Here is a 21,791-nt window from a genome sequence, read left to right on the forward strand (position 1 = left end):
GGGGCGGACATGGCGCGGCACGGCGGAGCGCGGGGTTGGTACGCGAAGGTGGTCGGGGCGGCACTCGGGGTGACGGTGCTCGCCGTCGGTGCCTCGGTGTGGACCGCGCAGGCCGACGCGGTGAGCGACCCGGCGCCGAAGGCGACCGCGACGGTCAGGCCGGGCGGTGACGTCAAGGCGGTCGCGTTGACCATCGCGCACGCCTCGGACAAGGGGCCGCGCGGCGTCAACATCACCATCGACGACGGTCCCGACCCCGTGTGGACCCCTCAAGTCCTGGACGTGCTGAGGGAGTACGGGGTGAAGGCCACGTTCTGCATGGTGGGGACGCAGGCTCAGGCCCACCCGGACCTCGTGAAGCAGGTGGTCGCGGCCGGGCACCGGCTGTGCGACCACACGGTGTCCCACGACACCGCCATGGACAAGAAGACCCCGGCCTACCGGTCACAGCAGATACTCGACGCCGAACGCATGATCACCGAGGCGTCCGGGGGCGTACGGCCGATGTACTACCGGGCCCCCGGCGGCGCCTTCACCCCCGACAGCCGCAAGCTCGCCGCTTCCCGGGGCATGCGCCCGCTCGGCTGGAACGTGGACACCAAGGACTTCGAGCGGCCGGGCACGGACGCCATCGTCGCCACCGTCGAGCGGGAACTCCCCAACGGGCCGACGCTCCTCTTCCACGACGCGGGGGGCGACCGCTCCCAGACCGTCGAAGCGCTGCGCCGCGTCCTGCCCTGGCTCAAGGAGCAGGGCTACTCCTTCGGGTTTCCCGTGCGCTGAGTCAGCGCGGTCGTACGGGGATCCGCGGTTCACCGAAGCACGTACCCGACACCGGGTGGGGCCGTCGCCCGCCGTCACCGGGGTGCGGCGGACGGCCTTGATCCCCGACGCGAAGTACCTCGTACGCGAGCCTCACCCGCAGCCGATGTGTTGCCGTGTCACGGCTGTGCCACCGCGGTGTCCTGAAGGCAAGACGGGCGTGACCTGCGGGCTCCGGGGTCCCTCATAGTCGGCACAGAGCGGGATACCGGCGCCCGGACACGGCCGGCTTCCCACCACCCGTCCCGGAAGGAAATTCCCGTGATGAACCGCCACCTGCGCAAGGCCGTCCTCGCCACCGCCGCGATCACCGCCGGGCTGCTGATGACGGCGTGCCAGAACGGCACCGACGACAGCTCGTCCGGCAGCGGCGGAGCCGGCGCGGCGGCGGTCGCGGAGAAGGCGTCGGACGCCAGGAACGCCAAGGGTGTCAGCGGCTCGTTCAAGAACGGCGAGGTCACCTATCTCGCCCCGGGCAAGTACATCGTGTCCGTACCGGGCGGGGACGACCAACAGTTCCTGGTGGCGGACGACACCGAGGTCTACGGCGTCGGCACGATATGCGGCGCGGCGGGGTCCAAGGTGGACGCGCCCTGCACGCTGGACCAGTTGGAGGCGGCCGCCAAGAAGGCCGCCGTGGGCGCCGACGTGGAGATGAAGAACGGCGTCGCGACCCTGGTGACCGAGCGACGGGCCGCCCGGGAGGACACCGGTTCCGGCTCCGACGCGGGGTCCGACTCCGGTTCCGGCTCCGACGCGGGGTCCGACTCCGGCTCCGGCTCCCCTGATTCCGTCATCGACGGGATCAACAAGGGCAAGGGCGTCAACGGCACCTGGTTCGGCAATGTCTCCTACCTGGCTCCCGGCAAGTACACGGTCTCCGACATGAAGGGCGTCGAGCAGCAGTTCCTCGTCGCCGAGGACACCGAGATCCGGGGGTACGACGACATCTGCGGTGACACGGACACGGGCGAGGGCGGCCAGGACGGCACCGAGTGCACCGAGGCCGAACTGGAGTCGGCCGCCAAGAAGGGCTTCAGCGCCGAGGTCGTGATCAGCAACGGCATCGCGACCAGCATCCGCGACGACCACTGAGCCGTCGCCCGCCCCACGAGGACCCCCGGATCGGTGACCCGGGGGTTCTCCGCTGTCCGGCCCGGTGGGCGGAGCGCGGTGCGGTGCGGCGGCCCGACGGGTGCCTTCGGGTCGCGGCCGGTCGGCGGCTTTGGCCGGGACCGGGGGAATTCGGTTTCAACCTTTACGGTGCGGCAGCGCTCTGAAGAGGGGTGACAGGGTAGGGCCCCTTGACCGGGCCCGGAGAGGAGAGCACATGCCGGACATCGGCCGAGGCTCCGAAGCGTCGCGGGGATCCCGCGCGCCGGCGGGCTTCGAAGCCTTCGCGCAGGCGAGTCAGAGACGGTTGTACCGGACCGCGTACCTGCTGTGCGGGGACCCGGACACGGCCCGGGACCTGACGCAGACCACGCTTGCCAAGATGTTCCAGCACTGGCGCACGGCGAGTGCCGCCGACCACGTCGAGGCCTACGCGAGGACCGTGCTGGCCCGCACCTACCTGGCCGAACGACGGGGTGGCCTGCGGGAGTTGCTGGCCCATTCCCGTCCCGGACCCCGGCCCTCGGCGGACCAGGCCGATCTGCGGGTGACGCTCATGTCGGCACTGGCCGAGTTGCCGCCCAGGGCCCGCGCCATGGTCGTGCTGCGGTACTGGGAGGACCAGAGCGTCGAGTCCGTCGCCGCGCTCTTGAAGTGCAGCGAGTCCACGGTCAAGAACCAGTGCTCACGTTCCCTGGCAAAGCTGCGCGCCCGGCTGGGCGAGGCCCACATCTACGCCACGGGGAGCTGAGGAACCGTCATGGAGGAAAACATCACCGAGGAAGCCCGCCACAGCGCTCTGCTCGTCAGGGACGCGATGGAAAGCGCAGCCGCGGAACTGCCCCCGTTGCACGACTTGGTGCCCGCCGCGGTCGCCCAGGGCCGACGCCGCAGGGCACGTGCCCGTCTCGCGATCGCCGCCGGGATCGCCTGTGCGGCCGGGGCCGTGGTCTTCGGCTCCCTGACGCTTTCCGTCGGGGGCTCACCCACGACGGTCCGTCCTGCCACGAGCGGCACACCCTCCCCACACGAGTCACCCGAACCGGACCACACACCGGAGCCCTACCGCACGCCGGTCCACATCGAACCCACGAGCGACGACGAACGGTCCATGGCCAACCTGCCCCCCACCGAGCAGGAACGGCGAGCGCGGTTCCAGCAACAGGCCGCTGTCCTCCTCGACAAACTGCTGCCGGACTCTGTCGGCCTGATCCGGCCGGTCGACCTCAACGTGTCGGAGTACCAGGGCCAAACCGAAGACGGGAAGGTGTTCACCGTCATCTTCTCCGTACGGCCCACCGGCGACAGCCCGGACCCGGGTCCCTGCCCCTCCGCCGTTCTTGCCGACAAGGGCGGAAGCTGTCAGCAGGCCATGCTGCCAGGCGGCATCAAGGCCACCTCGCTCCGCGTGCCCACCCCTTCGCCCGAGACCATGGCCACCTCGGTCCGTTTCCGCTACGGGCACAGTGACATCGGACTCGCCGTCTACCCGGACGGGAACGCCAAGGCCTCCGCCCCCGTCACCACTGACGAACTGCTCGCGGCTGTCGGCGACTCCCGCTTCCTCGACCTGGTGCGGTACGCCGACACGCACCCGATGCAGAAGAAGCAGACCACCACCGTGGGCGGCTGAGAGCGGGGCGTGCGTGCCGGTACCGCCCCACCCGTGCGGAGCGCGGGAGGGGCGGTACCGTGCGTCCGCGACTCCGGTCATCCGCGCGTCCGCGTGGTCCATCTCGTACGGCGCCGTGGCTAGGGAGCGGTCCCGCGCAGGCCGGCCCGGGCGAACTCGCGCATCCCCTCCTGGAATCCGACCCTTGCCTTCCAGCCCAGTTCGGCGTGCAGCCGGGACGGATCCGCGGTGATGTGGCGTACGTCGCCGAGGCGGTACTCGCCGGTGACGACGGGTTCGGGGCCGCCGTAGGCGCTCGCGAGGGTGCGTGCCATCTCGCCGACGGTGTGCGGTTCACCGCTGCCGGTGTTGTACGCGGTCAGCGTGCCCTCCCGGGGCGGTGCCGTGAGCGCGGCCACATTGGCCGCGGCCACGTCCCGCACGTGCACGAAGTCCCGGCGCTGGGCGCCGTCCTCGTAGACGCGCGGTGCCTCGCCGCGGGCGAGCGCGGAGCGGAAGAAGGAGGCGACGCCGGCGTACGGGGTGTCGCGCGGCATCCGGGGCCCGTACACGTTGTGGTAGCGCAGCGACACGGCCGAGCCGTCGGTCGCGCGGGCCCACGCGGCGGCCAGGTGTTCCTGGGCGAGCTTGGTGGTCGCGTACACGCTGCGCGGGTCCGCCGGCGCGTCCTCGCCGACCAGGCCCGGTGTCAGCGTGTCACCGCAGTGCGGGCACCGCGGTTCGAACCGCCCGGCCGCCAGGTCGGCGACGGCCCGCGGTCCCGGCCGCACCACCTCGTGCCGCGCGCACAGGTAGCGCCCCTCCCCGTAGACGACCATCGACCCGGCCAGCACGAGCCGCCGTACCCCCGCGTCGGCCATGGCCGTGAGCAGCACGGCGGTGCCGAGGTCGTTGCGGGAGACGTACTCCGCCGCGTCGGCGAAGCCGTCACCGAGCCCGACCAGCGCCGCCTGGTGGCACACGGCGTCCACCCCGGACAGCGCACGGGCGACCGCCGCCGCGTCGCGGACGTCCGCGTCCGGCGCCGCGCGCACGTCGAACACGACGGGCTCGTGCCCGTGTTCCGCCAGCGCCTCCACGACATGGGACCCGATGAACCCGGCACCGCCGGTGACCAGTACACGCATGGCTCGCACGCTAGGTCCCCGACCCGCGCCGCTCCATCGCCACGCCGGACACGTCACGGGTCCGTAAGACCCGCCGCGGCGAAGCCCCGGGCGGTCCTCAGAAGTCCTTGGCCGGCCAGTCGAGGATGCGGGCCCCGATGACGGCGGTCTGGAGCGTGTAACGGTGGGTCGGGGACGTCGGGTCGATGCCGGTGAGCTGGTGGATGCGGGCCAGCCGGTAGGTCAGGGCGCGCACGCTCAGGGACAGGCGCCGGGCTGCCTCGGCGGCGACGCAGCCGGAGTCGAAGTAGGCGGTGAGGGTGTCCAGCAGGGGCTGGGCGCCGCCGCGGGCGGTGGTGAGCGGGCTGAGGGTCTCGAGGACGAGGTCGGCCATGGCCTCCCGGTCACGGGTGAGCACCGGGTAGACCAGGAGGTCGGCGGCGCGCAGGACGGGGTCGTCGAGCTGGAGCCGCTCGGCCAGGTCGAGGGTGTTGAGCGCCTCCTCGTAGGAGTGGACGACTCCGCCCGCGCCGGGCCGGGCGCGGCCGATCGCGACCTGTCCGCCGTCCGTCGCCGCGTGCGCCTGCCGGGCGAAGTGGGTGAGCACCTCGTCCTGGTCGCCCGGCGCGACGCACAGCATCCGGCCGTCCTTCGTGGTGAACAGGATGCTGCGGGCCCCGAAGCGGGCCATGATCGCGTGCTCCACCCGGCGGGCGGCCGGGTCCCCTTCGTCGTACGCGACCGGTCCGCGGACGACGGCGACGGCGTACGTGTGGGAGAGGCGCAGGCCGAAGCGTTCGGCGCGCTCGGCGAGGCGGCCCAGGTCGCTGCGTCCGTAGAGCAGGTCGTCGATGAACTGGCGCCGGGCGGCCTCCTCCTGCCGTACGGCGACGCGCTGGGCGCGCTCGTAGCCCTCGACGAAGGCGTCGACGACCTGATGCATCGCCGCCAGGGCGCTGTCGGCCGAGCCGGGGGTGCCGGGCCAGGCGGCGCGGGTGGCGGCCAGATGCGCGCCGACCAGGGCGCGCAGTCCGTGGCCCGACACGGCGGCCCGCTCGCCCAGCGCGCGCCGTGACTCGACCTCGGCTCGGGTCAGACGGCGGCCGGTGGCCGCGGCGTCCGCCAGAAGCCGGGCGTAGCCGTCCAGATAGTGCTCGGGTATGTCGTGATCCGCCATCCCGCCCCCGTTTTCTTGACGCGCCGGCGACGTTTCCCTGACGCCGACCAGCCGGCAGACCCCAGTGAACACCGCCACGCTCTCCCGCCCGGACACCGGGACGGGGGAACGTCGGGGCGCGGGGGCGCGGGAGCACTCGGGGCGCCGGGGCGCGGGGACGCTGGCAGCCCGCGCTCTCAGCCGAGAGGTGCCCCGGCGCGGCGTCCGGCCCGTACGCTCCATCGGCCGTCGGCCCGGCTGAGTCGCACGGGATGGCCGAAGCACTCGCTGACCTGGTCGCTCGTGAGGACCTCGGCGGCGGGGCCGGAGGCCAGGCACCGCCCGTCGCGCAGCAGCAGCACATGGGTCGTCCCGGGGGGAAGTTCCTCCAGGTGGTGGGTGACCAGGACCGAGGCGAGCGCGGGGTAGGTGTGCTGCAACGCGTCGATCCGCTCGATGAGTTGCTCACGGCCGCCGACGTCGAGACCGGTGGCGGGCTCGTCGAGCAGCAGCAGCCGGGGGCTGGGCATCAGGGCCCGGGCGATCAGGGCACGGCCCCGCTCCCCCTGGGAGAGCGTCGGCCAGCGGGCCTCCCGCCGGTCGGCCAGACCCAGCAGACCGATCAACCGGTCGGCCGCCGCGCTCTGTTCGGGCGTCGGGCTCCAGCGCGGGACGCGCTCGACGGTGTTGGTCAGGCCGGTCAGGACGACGTCCCGGACCCTGAGGGGCGAGTTCGGCGCGTGCCGCGGGTCGACGTGACCGACGTGGGAGCGCAGTTGGCGCAGGTCGACCCGGCCCAGCCGGTGCCCCAGGACCTCCACCGTGCCGCGGGTGGGGTGGGCGAGGGCGCCGAGGAGACCGAGCAGGGTGCTCTTGCCCGCGCCGTTGGCGCCGAGCAGGGCCCAGTGCTCACCGGCCCGCACGGTGAGCGACACCTCGCGCAGGATCGGGTCGCCGTCGCGGACGACGTCCACGTCCGACACCCGCAGGACCGGAACCGTGTCCACGATCAGGCCCCGATCACGAGGGAGGAGGCCACATGGTGGCAGCGGCCCGGGGGAGTTGGCTTGCGCGGCGACATGCCGGGTACGGTAACCACCCGGGCACTCCTCAGACAACCTGAGGAGTCAGGGAAAGGCGGATCTCCGATGCCACTGGATGCCCTGCGTCCCTCCCCGCTGGTCGAGCAGGCCACCGAGCGGCTGCGCGCGCAGATCACGGGCGGCGACTGGACGGTGGGGACGAAACTGCCCGGCGAGACCACCCTGGCCAAGTCCCTCGGCGTGGGCCGGTCGACCGTCCGGGAGGCGCTGCGCGCGCTGGCCGGGGCCGGACTGGTGCGGGCGCGGCAGGGTTCGGGTGTCTTCGTCATAGCGACCCGGCCGGACGAGGACTGGTCCACCCGTCTGCGCCGGGCGGCCGTCACCGACGTCTACGAGGTCCGGATGCTCGTCGAGGTCGAGGCCGTCCGGCTGGCGGCCCAGCGGCGCACCGACGACGATCTCACGGCCCTGGACGCGGCCCTGGCCGGTCGCCGCGCCGCCGGGAGCGCGGGCGACGCCGAGTTCGTCGACGCCGACATCGCGCTGCACGCGGCCCTGGTCGCCGCCGCCCACAACCCGGTACTGACCGGGCTGTTCACCGAGTTCGTACCCGTGCTGCGGCGCGGCCTGACCGACCTCGTCGAGCTGCTGGGGCTGCGCGCGGACGATCCCCACCACGGCGACGCCACGCACGCCGAGCTGGTCGCCGCCGTCACCCGCAAGGACGCCGAGGCGGCGGGCCGCACCCTGCGGGAGGAACTCCGCCGCACCCTCGCCCAGCTCCACTCCTTGTGACAGGTCCGCGGGCGCGGCCATGACCCGTGACGGTGACCGCGGCCGCAGCCGCAGCCACCGTGTGGATCAGCCGAAGCGGCCCGCCACGTAGTCCGCGGTGCGCGGGTCCTCGGGGGTGCCGAAGATCTGCTCGGTCGGGCCGTGCTCGACGATCCCGCCCGGGGTGCCCTGTTCGGCGAGGAAGAAGGCGCACTGCCGGGAGACACGGGCCGCCTGCTGCATGTTGTGGGTGACGATCACGATGGTCACCTGGTCGGCGAGCTCGTGGATCGTCTCCTCGACGCGGCGGGTGGAGGTCGGGTCCAGCGCCGAGCAGGGCTCATCCATCAGCAGCACCCGGGGACGCACGGCGAGGGCCCGCGCGATGCACAGACGCTGCTGCTGACCGCCGGAGAGGGCGCCACCGGGCTGCCGCAGCCGGTCCCTGACCTCCTTCCACAGGCCGGCCCGGGTCAGGGACTCCTCGACCAGCTCGTCCTTCTCCCGGCGGGACACCCGCGTGCCCGTCAGCTTCAGGCCCGCCACCACGTTGTCGTAGATCGACATGACGGGGAACGGGTTCGGCTTCTGGAAGACCATGCCGATGCGCCGACGGGCGTCCGTCAGCCGCCGTCCCGGCCCGTAGATGTCGTCGCCCTCGAAGAGGACCTCGCCCGCCATCTGCGCCGCCGGGATCAGCTCGTGCATCCGGTTGAGCGTGCGCAGGAACGTCGACTTGCCGCAGCCCGAGGGGCCGATCAGGGCGGTGACCTGCCCGGCCGGCATGGTCAGGGAGACCTGCTCGAGGACCTTGCGGGTGCCGAACCAGGCCGAGACCGCGCGGGCCTCGAGCGTCGCGGGAGCCGGGGACGCCCCGGACAGCGGGGGCAGGACGACGGTGTCGGCGGGGGAGTTGAGCGTGTCGGTCACGGCGGGTACCTCGGTTCGCGAGTTCACGGTGGAGCTCGAAGGGCGGTCGGTCACAGGAGGTTGGGCAGGAGTTCGGTGGTGCGGGTGGCGACCTGGAGCCCCAGGACCGCGACGACCGGCGCGAAGACGATCCAGGTCTGCTGCCGGCCCCAGCGGTGCCACGCCCATACCGCGGCGACCGCGGCGGCCAGCAGCGCCTGGAGCCACATCACCAGCGCCCAGGGCACTCCGGCCGGGCGGGCCAGCGGCTGTTCGGCCGCCGGCAGCGTGCCGGACCGGATGACGGCCGCCGGCGTCTGGAAGGGCGCGGAGATCAGGTCGGCGTCCACGCGCAGCAGACCGTTCGGCATGTAGTGGGGGCCGGTGGCGGTGATCAGGACCAGTCGGCCCGCACCCGCGGCCACCGAGGCGGGCGCCGGGTCTCCGGCCCGCCGGGTGCCGATGACCTCGTACGTCGCCTTGCCCTGTCCGGTGACCACCGTGATCCTGTCGCCCTCGGCGAGCTCGGCCAGCCGCCCGAACGGGCCGCCGTACGCGTCGGCCCGGCCCAGCAGCACGCTGGTGCCGGACTGGCCCGGCAGGGGGGTGTCCCGGCGGTGTCCGGGTCCGTCGGTCATGACGGAGGAGTCGGTGCCCTCCAGGACGACCTGCTGGACACCGAGGGAGGGGATCTTCAGCAGCGCCATGGGCGTGCCCGGCGCGTGCAGATGACCCTCCTGGTCGGTCTGGGCGACGGGGGCGGTGCCCAGGGCGAGTTGGTTGCGCAGCTGGTCGAACGCGGCCTGCTGTGCGGAGTGTTCCTGTGCGCCGCTGAGCAGCAGCAGTTGCACGGTGATGCCGAGCAGCAGGGCGGCGACGCTCAGCAGACCGCCTCGGGCGAGGTGGCGGACGGCGGTGATGCTCCGCGCGCGCGGCAGGGCCTGGACCGGTGCGAGGGGTGTCTGTACGGCGACCGTCACGGGGCCCGCCTCCTTCGCTGGAAGTGTGCTGGAAGTGCTGGGTGTACGAGGTGCACAAGGTGTGCGAGACGCACGACGTGTACGAGGCGCACGACGTGTGCGGTGGTTCGTGGTGACGCCTGCCTGCCGGGGAGACCGCGGTGTCCGCGCTCTCCCCGGCAGGTCAGACGACGATCAACAGGGTGCTGATCAGGTGGACTTGATGGTGAAGTTCACACCGTTGCGGGTGTTCACCGTCGTCGAGCCCGCGTAGTACGCGTGCAGGGTGTGACGAGCGCGGCTCAGCTTCGGCAGGGTGATGGTCACCTTGCCGCCGCTCAGCGTGCCGGTGGCGATGACGCGGCTGCCCTCGTAGATGCGGACGGTGCCGCCCGGGGTCGTGCCGGTCGCGGCGACCCGGACGGTGACCTTGCCACGGGCGGTGTGCTTGACCGAGGTCGGCGCGGAGACGCTGACCGACGGCGTCGCCTTGGTGACCTTCAGCGACACGGACGCCGAGGAGGTGTTGAGCTTGGTGCTGCCGCCGAAGGAGACGGTCAGCGCGTGGGTGGCGACCTTGAGGTGGGCCGACAGGGTGACGGTCGCCTTGCCGGTGCTGCTCAGGGTGGCGGTGCCGAGGGTGGTGGCGCCCTCCTTGACCGTGACCTTGCCGGACGGGACGGACCCGTGCGTGCCGGTGACGGTGACGGAGACCTTGGGCGCCTTGCCGTAGGCGGTGGCGGCGACGCTGGCCTTCGTGGTGCTGGAGTAGCGGACCGCACCGGTCCAGGTGGCGCCCGCGCCCGTGCCGTTGAGGTTGGCGCCGGAGACGGTGGCCGTGTAGGTGCCGTTCGCCAGGTTGGTGAAGGAGTACGACGTGGTGGTGGCCGGGACGTCCTTGGTGGCCACGACGGCGCCGTCCGAGCCGGTCAGCGTGACCCGGTAGTCGGTGAGCGGCAGGCCGGTGGGGGCCGGAGCGGTCCAGTTGAGCTTGACGCTCGCGTCGCCGAGGGTGGCCTTCAGGACGGGCTTGGCCGGCACCGAGGTGTCGATGCCCGACTCCTCCAGGCCGCCGAGCTTGGCGTGCTTGGCCGGGTTGATCGAGCCGTTGTAGAGCTCGTTCACGAAGCCGAAGTCCGCGATGACCTTCTCGGCGGTGTCGGACGCCATCGCGGCGGTGTGGCTGCCGCTGGTGACGAAGACGTCGTAGAGGTCCTTGTCGAAGAAGATGCTGGTCGGGTCGATCGCGCGGGTCGGGACGACGTTGTAGACGTCGCGGCCGAAGGTCGCGTTCTCGTAGTAGCCGTTGACCGGGGCGAGGTTGCCGTTGACCGTCGTCACCGGGGTGGTGGGGCCGGTGTCACCGGGCAGCTGGACGCTGGCCAGGTGACCGCCGGCGGCGGCCGCCTGCTTGCTGTGGTCGGGGGCGACGTCGTTGTTCTGGGCGATCCAGCTGCCCACGGAGAACGGCACCAGCGCGCCGTCCTCGGTGATGACGTTGTCGGCCTGGTTCTCCTGGACCGTCGGGATGCTGGGGGAGATCGTGGCGTCGGTGAGGCCGATGGCGCCCAGGAAGAACTTGCGCGTGCCGGAGCCGGCCTGCGGGATCTTCGGGTGCACGGTCTGACCCTTGAACACGGTGGTCGTGCCGGCGTAGATGTCGTGCAGGTCGTCGACGGTCAGGTTGTCCAGGGCGGAGCCCTTGACCGCGACACCGACGGCGTCCCGGGCGAACGGGATGTAGGTCAGCGCGCTGCCGGAGGTGCTCGGACCACTGGAGGAGCGGGCGAAGTCGACCTGGCCCTTGATGGTGACACCGGAGCTGTCCGGGTACTTGTCGCCGGTCAGCGCCTGGCTCAGCGCCAGACGGCCCTTGCCGGAGCCGTTCGGGCGCAGGAAGGACGGGCCCGCCTGACGGGTCTGGATGGACGACGTGGTCGAGCCGGTCCCGGGCTCGATCGCGTCGTAGGAGGCGATGCCCGCGCCACTCTCGGACTTCACGGCCTTGTCGCTGTAGCTCGTGCCGTTCACCAAGTCACCGGCGAGGGCGTTGAGCACGTCCTGCGTGGTGTCGGAGCCCACGCCCACGAGCGTGCGGTAGGTGCCGGCGGGGGTGGGGTCGGCATACACCGGGCTCGCGAGAGCCAGGCCGCCGGCCACCACTGCTGCGGCGACCAGGGCCGCCGTAGAGCGCGTTCTGCGCATGGAGAATCTCCTGATGATTGTGCGACGGGGGCCACCCCACTGCTCGGACGGAGCCGAGAGCTCGGGGAGGATCTGGCAGGGTGGTACGAGCCGTCCGCCCCGACTGCCTTTCGGGGCGGGCGGCCGTCTGTGGGGAGCCCGTGCGGGCTCCGGGGTGTCACCGCGGCGGCAGGATCCTGCGCAGCCGTTCCGGCAGTGTGAGTTCCGGTACGAGGGTGACGGTGCGGCCTCCCGGCAGCGGCATCCGCAGCGGCAGCCGAAGCCGGCCGCCGCCCGCGAAGGGGGCGCCCAGGGCGGCGGCCGCACCGAGTGCGGCACCGACCGGGACGGCGTAGCGCAGGGAGTTCGCCGGGTCGGCCGGGGTGTTGCCGGCGGCCGTGGTCCGTACGGCCAGGCCACCGTCGTACGACGGCTTGCCGACGGGCGTGGCGCTCGTGCCGCCGTCCGTGCCGGACGTCGTGGTGCCGCCGTCCGTGCCGCCGCCGGTGTCCCCGCCGCCCGTGGCGCCGCCGGAACCGGACGTCCCGCCGTCGCCTCCGGTGTCGCCGGAGCCCGAGCCGGCCGGGGCGGTGTAGTCGGCCAGGGCGTCGGCGGCCTTCACCGCGTGCTGCCGCAGCGTCTTCGACAGCGGGGCGTAGCCGACCGGCAGGCGGCCCGGGTCGGCGCCGCTGACCTGGCCGGCGCCGGCCGCGTACCGCAGCAGTGCCGCGTAGTCCTGGCGGGCGTCGGCCTTCAGCGAGCCGGGCCGTACGGCCGCGTAGACGAGCTGGGACAGCGGGTAGGCGCCCTTGGCGGTGGCCTTGCCCGGGTCGATCTCCGGGGCGCCGGCCCCGGACGCGCTCGCCGCGGCGGCGGTCAGGGAGGCGGTGGAGGGGGCGACGAAGCGTCCCGCCGCGTTGCGCAGCCGGGCGGTCTGCAGCCCGTAGCGGGCGGCGGACGCCGCGTCGGTCACAGTGATCATGAACCGGGAACCGACCGTCTGCGGGCCGGGGCTCTTGAACGCGGGCGGGTTGGCCAGCGCGTCCCAGCTCGACTTCCACAGGGTGTCCGCGCGCCGGGTGTGCAGGGCTCCGGCGTGCAGGTCGTCCACGTACGGGTGGAAGTCGATCATGCACTGCTGGAGGGTGGCGTCGGTGCCCGGCGGGATCGTGCACCAGGGGTCGTTCTTCGGGTAGTCGTCGGTGTGCGCCGGGTCGAAGGCGGTGTGGGTGGGGTTCAGGTCCGCGTTGGTGGAGTAGTACGGGTTCACCCGCATGCCCCAGTCGTCGGACACCCCGGCGAGGAACTGCCGGGCGTCCGTGTCGGACAGGACCCACTGCCACAGCGCGCGGGCGGTGTCGGTGTGGCCGAGCGAGGTGACCAGGTCGGTGTCCGTGGCCGGGGTCTCGGCGACCGACAGATACGCGAACTGGGGGTTGAGCGCGATGAAGTCGGGGTCGCTCGCCAGGCCCGCCGGGTTGTTCTTGGCCCACCCGTACTTCTTGCTGGGCGTCCCGCCGATCACCGCGCCCCAGGGGGAGTTGCGGTACGACTCGGTGAGCAGCTTGGCGACCAGGCGGGGGCTCAGGTCGATCGATTCGACCTTGGTGCCGGCCTGCTTGCGGATGTCCTCGGGCGCCCCGGCGCGGGGCCTGCGTTCGATCGTGAAGCCGATGACGGTCCCGGACAGCGCGACCGGCGCGTAGGTGGTGGTGCCGGGCGGGGCGGTGGTGCCCTCGTCGGCGCCCAGGGCGCGGGTGGTGAAGGCCAGCCCGGTGGAGCCGTCCGAGGCGAGCCGGGCGCGGGTGTCGGGCTCGCCGTACTCGGTGTAGCCGAAGACCTTGCCGGTCGGGCACAGGGCCGCCTGCCAGCTGGTCATGGCGTCGGCGGCGAGCTCACTGCCGGTGGTGGGGCGCTCGTCGGAGCCCAGCGCGCAGTTGGTGCCGACCGAGTTGAAGTCGAGCTTGACCGCGATGCGGTTCTTCCAGTTGGTGGAGGAGACCGGGGAGCCCGCGTTGACGATGCTGTGGTCCGCGTACGGCTTGCCGTCGAGGTCGAGGTGGCCCTGCGGGACGATCACCAGCCAGCAGGAGCGGGGCTTGGTGACGCCACCGGTCTTGACCGGCATGCCGCAGCCGAGGTGCGGGGCCTCGTTGGCGGTCTGTACCTCGAAGTACTCCTTGCCGCTGCCGTCGGCGCTGGTGCGGGCGAAGTCGACCTCGTTGGTGGTGTTGCGGTTGAAGAAGGCGTTGTTCTGGGTTCCGCTGGTGATCAGCGTGCCGTCGACGGACTTGAAGGGGACCTCGCCGAGGCCGTTCACGCCGGCGGCGCCGTACCGGTCGTCCTGGCCGTAGTTGGTGGGGTCGGCGCTGTAGAAGACCTTGCGGGTGTCGTCGTACTCGTTGCCGGGCCAGCTGCCCCGGTCGGTGGTCGGGGAGGCGCCGTACTGGCACTGGGTGCGCGACGGGCCGGGGTTGGACGGCACGGTGCCGTCGTCGTCGCCCCAGCACTGCATGATCTGCACGAAGTCGGTGTTGAACAGCGTGCCCGCGAAGGTGCTCGGGGCGCCGTGTTCCCAACTCACGGTGATCGCCTGGCTGGTGAGCCGCTTGGTCTGGCTCACCGTGAACTTCATGTCCTTGAACTCGCCGCGTCCGGAGACGGTGACGGCGGAGGCCGGGGCGTCCGCGGCGGTGGCGCTGGGCGCCGACTGGGCGACGGCGAGTCCGGCGAGGGCGCCGACCGCGGCGCCGGCGACCACCCGGGCGAGGATGTTGCGCAGGCGCTTCATCGCGCACTCCCGTCGCCGACACGGTCGTCCGCGCCACGGGCGCCGGCGATCAGCCGGGACACCAGCGAGGGCAGCAGCACCAGACCGAGCACCAGGAACGCGGCCAGCAGCATCAGCGTCTGCGTGCTGGTCCAGCCGTGCTCGGCGGCCACGGTGACCGGCTGGGCGAGGGCGATCGTGTCGTCGACGGACGCGCCGCCGCCGGAACCGCCGGAGGAGTTGCCGCCGGGCGAGAGGGTCTGTCCGGTGTCGGGGTCGACGGACGCCTGTGCGCCGCCGGTCGTGCCACCCGCGCCGGTCGTACCGCCGTCGCTCCCGCCCGAGGCGCCGCCCGCGGCCGCGCCGCCGGAGGCCGAGCCGCCGGACGTGCCGCCCGAACCACCGCCGGTGCCGTTGGACTTGGCGCCACCGCTGCCCGAGGTGCAGGGCGCGGCGCCCTTCTTGTCACAGGCCTTCGGGTAGGGCGCGGTCTCGGCGAGCTTGTTGTGGCCGTCGGCGCTGAAGGTGGGGTTGTTGCAGCCCTTGAGATTGACGTTCTTCGTCTGCACGCCCGGGATCCGGCGGATCTGGTCGAAGCCCGCCTTCACCAGGTTGATCGGCAGCGGCGAGTAGCCGAGCTGGGGCGCCCGCTGCTGGCCCTGGCACATGAAGTAGTAGGAGAACGCGCCGAGCGTCTTGCCCTTGGCCTTGGTGAAGGTGCCCTGCACCTTCAGCGGCAGGATCATGTACGAGTAGCTGGACAGCGGATAGTTGCGCTTGTCGGAGTCGGTGTACACACCCTTGAGCTGCTGCGTGAGGTAGTCCGCGGAGCTCTTGTTGGTGTTGATCTTCGCCTTGAGCAGCGACACCGCGACGTTCCGCGGGGTGGGCTCGGTGTAGTAGCCCGCGTGGTTGAGGACCTTGGCGACCGGGTAGTGCGCGTTGAGCGCGTACGAGTAGTTGACGTACCCGATGGCGCCCTCACCGTAGTTCTGGGCCACGTATCCCGCCACGCCGAGGTCGCCGGACTGGGCGATCATGCCGGGCAGAGTCGGGTAGTTCGAGGTCTGTCCGCAGGCCTTGGCGCGGCCGACCTTGCCGCAGTAGGACTGCCACAGCGACTTGTGCTGGTCGGCCATCCACATCGTGAACTGGGCCGTGGAGCCGGAGCCGTCCGAGCGCACCACCGGGACGATGGTGCGGTGCGGCAGCTGTACCCCCGGGTTGTCGGCCTTGATCACCGGGTCGTCCCAGCTCTTGACCGCTCCGGTGAAGATCTTCGTGACGACGTCGCCGGAGAGCCGCAGGTTCGTCACCCGCTTGCCGTTGACCGTCAGGTGGTACATGAAGACGGTGCCGCCGGCCACGATCGGCATGTACGCGTACGATCCCGCGCCCGGCCGTTCGGCCGCCGAGCCGTCCGTCGGGTGGGTCTGGAACGGGATGTCGGAGACCGCGAAGTCGACGGTGCCGCTGAGGAACTGCCGGCGGCCGTCGGACGATCCGTTTCCGGCGTACGAGATCCGCATGCCGTACTGGTTGACGGCCCGGCGCCATTCGGCGACGGCGTTCTCCGCCCAGGTGGAACCCGCTCCGGAGATCGGCGTGTAGCTGTCGGCCGCGGCGGGCGCGGCCAGCGGGCCGGCCAGCAGCGCGACGAGCACGCCGAACACCGCGCCGAGGGTCGCCGACGCGCGCAGGCGCCGGAGTCGGGGGATGAAGTGGCTGAGCATCAGTCGGTCTCTCCGGTGTCCTCGACGGGGTTGTGTCCGGGGGCGGGAAGGGGCTTGGCGGGGGTGGCGCTGCTCGCGCCGTGGTCGCCGGCGTCGGCGGGCGCGGGGTCCTCGGGGGGCCGGGAGTCCTGGACGTCGGTGGCGTCCTCGACCTGCGGGGCGTCCTCGGCCTCTGCGGGGCGCTGCGACGGGAGCGTGTCCTCGACGGGGGGCGCGTCCTCGACGGGACGGGCGTCCTCGACGTGTACGGCCTGGTCCGATGCGGGCGCGTCCTTGAAGAGCGACAGCCCGGGCGCGTGCAGTTCGGCCATCCGGACGACGTCGCGGCGCGAGGCCCGGGCGGCCCGGCGAGCCTGGCGGCGGTTCTGCTGGCCGGGCCCGCGACCGCCGATGATCCGGGCGATCACGAACATGATCAGCACCAGCGCCATCAGCACCGTGGCCGCGCCGAACCCGCGGGAGATCATCGTGGGCTCGGGCGACTTGACGAAGTTGAAGACCGCGAGCGGCAGCGAGATCATCGGCCCGCTCGTCGGGTCCGCGTTCAGCCCGGCCGTGAAGCCCGCGGTGAGCAGGACCGGCGAGGTCTCGCCGATGCCTCGGGCGGTGCCGAGGATGACCGAGGTGGCGAGGCCGGAACGGGCCGTCGGCAGCACCACGTGCCACACCGTCCGCCAGCGCGGCGCGCCCAGCGCCTCCGCGGCCTCGTTCAGCGTGCCCGGCACCAGCCGCAGCACCACGTCCGCCGCCCGGATCACGATCGGCAGCATCATCACGCTGATCGCGAGGCCCGCCGCCAGACCGGACTTCTGCATGCCGAGGTTGAGGATGAACACGGCGAACACCGTCAGACCGGCCACGATCGACGGCAGCGCGGTCATCGCCTCGACGATGGTGCGCACCAGCCGGGAGAAGCGGCCCGGTATCTGGTTGAGGTAGACCGCGGTGGCGAGCCCGAGCGGGACGGTGATCACGAGAGCGATCGTGATCATGATGAGCGAGCCGAGCATCGCGTGGGTGATGCCGCCGTTGCTGAGCGGGTCCAGCGGGCCGGCCGCCTGCATGTCCTGGGTGAAGAAGTTGAGGTGCGGCAGGGCCTCGCGCCCGCGCCAGGCGGTGAACCCGACGACGAGGACGAGCGCCGAGAACAGCAGCAGTGCCACCGTCCACAGCACGACGGTCATCACGCGGTCCCATACGGCCTGGCGGTTCTCCTCCAGCCCGATGAGCACGGCGTAGATGAGGAGGGACGACAGGTACGCGACGACGGTGAAGCCCAACGCGCCTGACAGCGGGGCGAGTTCACCGAACAGCAGCTCGGTCACGCACAGCCCCGAGAGGGCGGCGCCCCACAGCGACAGGACCCCGGAGCGGGTGGCTCCGCCGACCCGCCGGGGCTGGTCCGGGAGTTCGACGGCCACGGGGGGCACGCCGGTACCGAGCGGGACCGCTGCGGCAGGCGTGAGCTGGGACTGTTCCACGATGGTCATGTCAGGCCTCTCAGACGTCGCTCTGGGCGCCGGAGCGGGAGCGGGCCGCGATGGAGGAGGCGGTGAAGTTGACCGCCAGGGTCAGCAGGAACAGCGTCAGGCCCGCCGCCATCAGCGCCGACATGCCGAAGGGCGACGAGTCGCCGTAGTGCAGGGCGATCAGCGAGGAGACCGAGTTGGAACCGGTCTGGAGGATGTGCGGCTGGATGACGAAGACCGGCGAGATGATCAGGTAGACGGCGATCGTCTCGCCGAGCGCCCGGCCGAGGCCCAGCATCGTGCCGCCGATGATGCCGCCCTTGCCGTACGGCAGGACGACCGCGCGGATCATCCCCCAACGGGTGGCGCCGAGCGCGTACGCGCCCTCGCGCTCGCCCGCCGGGGCCTGCGCGAACACCTCGCGCATCACCGAGCACTGGATCGGCGTGACCATCAGCGCGACGACGATTCCGGCGACGAAGGTGGAGGCGGTGTAGACGCTGTCGGTGGCGAGCGGGTCGCCGGGATGGGTGCCGTCCACGGTGAACAGTGGGATCCAGCCGAGCCAGTCGGAGAGCCACCGGGACAGTCCGATCACGTGTCCCTGGAGGAAGAACAGCCCCCAGAGCCCGTAGACCACCGAGGGGACGGCGGCCATCAGGTCGACCAGGGTGATGAGGGTGTAACGGAGCCGGCGCGGGGCCACGTCGGAGATGAACAGCGCGGTTCCGATGGCCAGCGGCACCGACAGGGCCACGGCCACGAGAGCGATGAGGAGCGTCCCGGTGATGATCGCCGCGATGCCGAACTGGTGGACGTCCGGCTGCCATTCCTCGGTGGTGAGGAAGGCCGGACCCATCACGCGCAGCGCCTGGAAGGCGTTCTGCAGCAGGAACAGGCCGACGCCCGCCATGAGGGCGAGCACCATGACGCCCGCGGCCGTCAACTGGAACCGGAAGATCCCGTCACCGAGTCCGCGCCCGGTGGCGGGCCGCCGGGGAACATCGTCCGCGACGCGCGGCACCACGGCCACGGGTCTGTCGGATTCGGCTCTGTCGGGCTCTTCCTGACCGGACTCCACGTACGTACGCCCCTCACCCGGAACTCACATCTCCCCATATGGCACCGATCGGCAGCCACGAGGGGAGAGTCAATGGCTGGATCCTGTCGTTCCGGCGCGTCGATTGTGGATGCTGAGTGAATGGTTCATGTCATTTGGGTGGTGGGCTTGTGGAGGCGTCCTTCGCTCCTGTCGCCTCCCCCCCGCTCTCCCCTGTGAGGGCGGGGGGAGGGGCTCACTACGATGGACGGTCGTCGAGACGCACGACGGGCGGGAGGCGTACGACGCGCCGGGTCAGGGAGGCAGCGTGGTGGAGCGACACGGGGACGACGGGGGCGGCGGTGGCAGGGGTGACCGCGGTGGCGGCCGCGACGAGGACGACAGGGTGCGGTCGGACGCCCCCGGACGCAGGCGCGGGCAGGGCGAGTTGGAGGCCCAGGTGCTTTCCGCGCTGCGGACGGCGCCGGAACCCGTACCGGCGGGCTGGGTACGCGAACGCCTCGGCGGCACCCTCGCCTACACCACCGTCATGACGATTCTGACCCGGCTTCAGGCCAAGGGCGCGGTCACCCGGGAGCGGGCGGGCCGGTCGTTCGCCTGGACGGCGGCCGCGGACGAGGCCGGGCTCGCCGCCCATCGCATGCGACGCGTCCTGGACAGCGAGTCCGACCGCGGCGCGGTACTGGCGAGTTTCGTCTCCGGCCTCCCGCCCGGCGACGAGGAACTGCTGCGCAGGCTGCTCCAGGAGACGGGGGACGCCGACCTCCACGCCGACCATGCCGGCCATGCCGACCGGGACGCCCAGGCCGCCCAAGACGCCCAGGACGCGCTCCGAGCCGAACGCCGGGACGACGACCGGGGCGGCCCGGGTGAGGGCCGGGCGGGCTGAGCCGTGGGTGTGTTCGTGTTCCTCCCGCTCGTCCTGCCGCTGACGGCGTGGCCGATCGCCCGCCTGGCCGAACACCGGCTGCATCCGCGCCTGGCGACCCGTCTGCTGGCCGCCGTCGCCGCGGTCCTGGGCCTGTGCAGCACCCTGTGCCTGGGGCTGCTCGCCATCGTCGGCACCGCCCAACTCCCCGGCAATCCCCTGCCGGACACCTGGGCCGATCCGGAGGTCCGCGCGGCCGTGCCGCACGACGAGGTGGTGGGCAAGGGCGCGGTGTGCGCGCTCGCGGCGGCGGCCCTCGCCTGCGCCATCCTGCTCGTACGCCACCACCGGGTGCGACGCCGTGCGCTGCGCGCGCTGCGGGGGCTGCCGGCCACCGAGGTCGCCGTCCTCCCGGACCGGCTGCCGTACGCCCACACGCTGCCCGGGCGGTCCCACGGACGCGGGCTCGCAGGCGTGTTCGGGCGTGTGCTCGGGCGGACACGTGAACCGGCCCGGGCACCGGCACGTGAACCGTCAAGGGCATCGGCACATGGGCGAGCACGTGGGCGGCCGGGCCGGGTCGTGGTCTCCACCGGGATGCTCGCCGGGCTCGACTCCCGCGAGCGGCGCGTGCTGTTCGCCCATGAACGCGCCCATCTCACCGGCCGCCACCACCGTCATCTGCTGCTGGCCGGACTGGCGGCCCGCGCGAACCCGTTCCTGCGACCGCTGGGCACCGCCGTCACCTACACCGTGGAGCGCTGGGCCGACGAGGAGGCGGCCGGGGCGGTCGGCGACCGTCGGGTGGCGGCCCGCGCGGTCGCCAAGGCGGGCCTCATGTCCCGCCCTTCGCCGGTCCCGACGCTGGCGTCCCTCGCCGCCGCGCCGGGTCCGGTGCCGCGCCGCGTCGCCGCCCTGCTCGGCCCGGCACCGGCCGCCCGCGCCTGGCCGCCCCTGTTCACCACCGTGGGCGTGGCCGCCTGGACCGCGGCCACCGGCGCCGCCCTGTCCGCGATGTCCTCGGCGGCCTCCGCGGTCACGATGTTCCTGATCCTCAAGGCGGCCACGCCCCTGTAGAACACCTCGGCCGAAGCGGTCGCCCAGTCCCCTAGTCCTCCGCGCCCTCGTCGTCTCCCTCGTCGTCGCCCTCGAAGAAGTCACCGATCTCGTCGACGACCTCGGCCGCGACCATCCCGCCGACCACTCCGACCGCCAGCCCCGCCGCACCGGCCGCGACCGCGGTGCCGACCCCGGGTCCGGAGTGGCGGCCGTCGTGATGGCGATGCTCGTCGTACCCGTGCCCGCCGGCGTACGGGTCCTGGTGGCCGTACGCCGTCCGCCGCTCGACGAGTTGCCGGATCCAGCCGTCGACCTCGGTGTTCCAGTCCCGGCCGTGGACGTCGCCGTGACCGACGCTGAAGACGTTCAGCGTGTCGTGGCCGCCGGAGAGGGGGCCGCCGCGCCCGTCGGCCTCCATGACCACCTCCATGCCCGCCGGACCGGCCAGGAAGGTCACCTCGATCTCGTTGACGGCGTGCGCGTACCGCGGCGCCGGAGTGAGCTCGATCTCCTGATAGAAGGGCAGCCGCTGGCCCGTACCGCCGATGCGCCCGTACTCGAGGTCCGCGGACCTGAAGCCGAAGCCCAGTTGCCCCAGCGCTTCGAGGACCGCCTCCTGCACGGGCAACGGCCGCACCGCGAGCGGGTCCAGGTCGCCCCTGTCCCTCGCCCCGGCCACGGCGACCTCGGTGCGCACCCCGAGCACGATGCCCAGCGGCTGCCCGTACAGCTCGCTGATCGGCGTCTCCCACGGCAGCGTCACCTCGAAGGGAACACCGCGCCGCTCCTCCTCACCGAGCCGGAACCCGCCGCCCACGGAGAACCGCTCGAAGACGACGAAGCCCTCGCTCTCACCGTCCTCGTGCTCGGTCTCGACCCGGGCCACGAGTTCCAGGGTGATGTGCTCGATGTCGACGGCAGCGTCGCCGCCCTGGACCCACACCTGCCCGGACAGCACACCGCCGGGCCGCACGGCGGCTTCGTCCACCACCGTGTCCACCGAGGGGCCGCCTACGCCGATGGCCCCGAGCAGCCGTTTGAACACCATGCCGGTGTCGCTCCTTCACTGATCGCACGTGTCGCTCCGCGGCCTGACACCGCTCGTGTCGGCCGCCACCAGCAGAACTACCCCA

General features: G+C 72.4%; 17 protein-coding genes and 1 pseudogene. 7 read left to right on the forward strand and 11 right to left on the reverse strand.

Annotated features, from left to right (window positions below; all coding sequences use genetic code 11):
* Positions 1–9 precede the first annotated feature (9 nt).
* The 4 genes from ACWCQK_RS05775 to ACWCQK_RS05790 all read left to right on the forward strand — a co-directional run bounded on the left by ACWCQK_RS05775 (position 10) and on the right by ACWCQK_RS05790 (position 3,568).
* Positions 10–783 carry a polysaccharide deacetylase family protein gene (locus tag ACWCQK_RS05775; protein ID WP_451152289.1) on the forward strand — a complete coding sequence of 258 codons (774 nt, stop codon included), beginning with the start codon at positions 10–12 and terminating at the stop codon, positions 781–783.
* 303 nt (positions 784–1,086) lie between these two features.
* Positions 1,087–1,917 carry a hypothetical protein gene (locus ACWCQK_RS05780; protein WP_451152291.1) on the forward strand — a complete coding sequence of 277 codons (831 nt, stop codon included), beginning with the start codon at positions 1,087–1,089 and terminating at the stop codon, positions 1,915–1,917.
* 235 nt (positions 1,918–2,152) lie between these two features.
* On the forward strand, positions 2,153–2,686 hold the full coding sequence (locus ACWCQK_RS05785) for a SigE family RNA polymerase sigma factor (protein ID WP_451152293.1): 534 nt from the start codon (positions 2,153–2,155) through the stop codon (positions 2,684–2,686).
* Between the two features lie 9 nt (positions 2,687–2,695).
* Positions 2,696–3,568 carry a hypothetical protein gene (locus ACWCQK_RS05790; RefSeq protein ID WP_451152295.1) on the forward strand — a complete coding sequence of 291 codons (873 nt, stop codon included), beginning with the start codon at positions 2,696–2,698 and terminating at the stop codon, positions 3,566–3,568.
* Between the two features lie 119 nt (positions 3,569–3,687).
* On the opposite strand, the gene ACWCQK_RS05795 is transcribed toward ACWCQK_RS05790, so the two are convergent.
* The 3 genes from ACWCQK_RS05795 to ACWCQK_RS05805 form a co-directional block, all read right to left on the reverse strand.
* Complete coding sequence (locus tag ACWCQK_RS05795) at positions 3,688–4,695, reverse strand: NAD-dependent epimerase/dehydratase family protein (RefSeq protein WP_451152297.1); 1,008 nt, start codon at positions 4,693–4,695, stop codon at positions 3,688–3,690.
* 97 nt (positions 4,696–4,792) lie between these two features.
* Complete coding sequence (locus tag ACWCQK_RS05800; RefSeq protein ID WP_451152299.1) at positions 4,793–5,851, reverse strand: PucR family transcriptional regulator; 1,059 nt, start codon at positions 5,849–5,851, stop codon at positions 4,793–4,795.
* Positions 5,852–6,027: 176 nt separating this feature from the next.
* Positions 6,028–6,837, reverse strand: a complete 810-nt coding sequence (locus ACWCQK_RS05805) for an ABC transporter ATP-binding protein (RefSeq protein WP_451152301.1) — start codon at positions 6,835–6,837, stop codon at positions 6,028–6,030.
* Positions 6,838–6,978: 141 nt separating this feature from the next.
* Between ACWCQK_RS05805 and ACWCQK_RS05810 the strand changes: the two genes are divergently transcribed.
* On the forward strand, positions 6,979–7,668 hold the full coding sequence (locus ACWCQK_RS05810) for a FadR/GntR family transcriptional regulator (protein WP_451152303.1): 690 nt from the start codon (positions 6,979–6,981) through the stop codon (positions 7,666–7,668).
* A 66-nt stretch (positions 7,669–7,734) separates the two neighbouring features.
* Here ACWCQK_RS05810 and pstB read toward each other — a convergent pair whose 3' ends face one another.
* The 7 genes from pstB to pstC form a co-directional block, all read right to left on the reverse strand.
* A complete protein-coding gene (pstB, locus tag ACWCQK_RS05815; protein WP_451152960.1) occupies positions 7,735–8,529 on the reverse strand; it encodes a phosphate ABC transporter ATP-binding protein PstB in 795 nt (264 codons plus the stop codon).
* 98 nt (positions 8,530–8,627) lie between these two features.
* The gene (locus ACWCQK_RS05820; protein WP_451152305.1) at positions 8,628–9,536 is read right to left on the reverse strand and encodes a sortase; all 909 of its coding nucleotides are present in this window, start codon (positions 9,534–9,536) and stop codon (positions 8,628–8,630) included.
* A 189-nt stretch (positions 9,537–9,725) separates the two neighbouring features.
* Complete coding sequence (locus ACWCQK_RS05825; RefSeq protein ID WP_451152307.1) at positions 9,726–11,720, reverse strand: Ig-like domain repeat protein; 1,995 nt, start codon at positions 11,718–11,720, stop codon at positions 9,726–9,728.
* A 157-nt stretch (positions 11,721–11,877) separates the two neighbouring features.
* Complete coding sequence (locus ACWCQK_RS05830; protein WP_451152309.1) at positions 11,878–14,490, reverse strand: hypothetical protein; 2,613 nt, start codon at positions 14,488–14,490, stop codon at positions 11,878–11,880.
* Positions 14,487–16,202 (reverse strand): phosphate ABC transporter substrate-binding protein PstS, encoded by a 1,716-nt coding sequence (gene pstS / locus ACWCQK_RS05835; protein ID WP_451152311.1) that lies wholly within the window; start codon positions 16,200–16,202, stop codon positions 14,487–14,489. Before pstS ends, ACWCQK_RS05830 begins: the two co-directional genes overlap by 4 nt.
* A complete protein-coding gene (pstA, locus tag ACWCQK_RS05840; protein ID WP_451152313.1) occupies positions 16,202–17,692 on the reverse strand; it encodes a phosphate ABC transporter permease PstA in 1,491 nt (496 codons plus the stop codon). The genes pstS and pstA overlap by 1 nt, the downstream gene beginning before the upstream one ends.
* A 10-nt stretch (positions 17,693–17,702) precedes the next feature.
* Positions 17,703–18,752 carry a phosphate ABC transporter permease subunit PstC gene (gene pstC / locus ACWCQK_RS05845; RefSeq protein ID WP_451152315.1) on the reverse strand — a complete coding sequence of 350 codons (1,050 nt, stop codon included), beginning with the start codon at positions 18,750–18,752 and terminating at the stop codon, positions 17,703–17,705.
* 364 nt (positions 18,753–19,116) lie between these two features.
* Here pstC and ACWCQK_RS05850 point away from each other — a divergent pair.
* Positions 19,117–19,485, forward strand: a pseudogene (locus ACWCQK_RS05850) (BlaI/MecI/CopY family transcriptional regulator); the annotation flags it as partial.
* Between the two features lie 138 nt (positions 19,486–19,623).
* Positions 19,624–20,676, forward strand: coding sequence for a M48 family metalloprotease (locus ACWCQK_RS05855; RefSeq protein ID WP_451152317.1), 1,053 nt, complete (start codon positions 19,624–19,626; stop codon positions 20,674–20,676).
* Between the two features lie 31 nt (positions 20,677–20,707).
* Here the strand turns inward: ACWCQK_RS05855 and ACWCQK_RS05860 are convergent, their stop codons facing one another.
* A complete protein-coding gene (locus ACWCQK_RS05860; protein WP_451152319.1) occupies positions 20,708–21,706 on the reverse strand; it encodes a sporulation protein in 999 nt (332 codons plus the stop codon).
* Positions 21,707–21,791: the final 85 nt, after the last annotated feature.

The organism is Streptomyces sp. NPDC002306 (assembly GCF_053593435.1).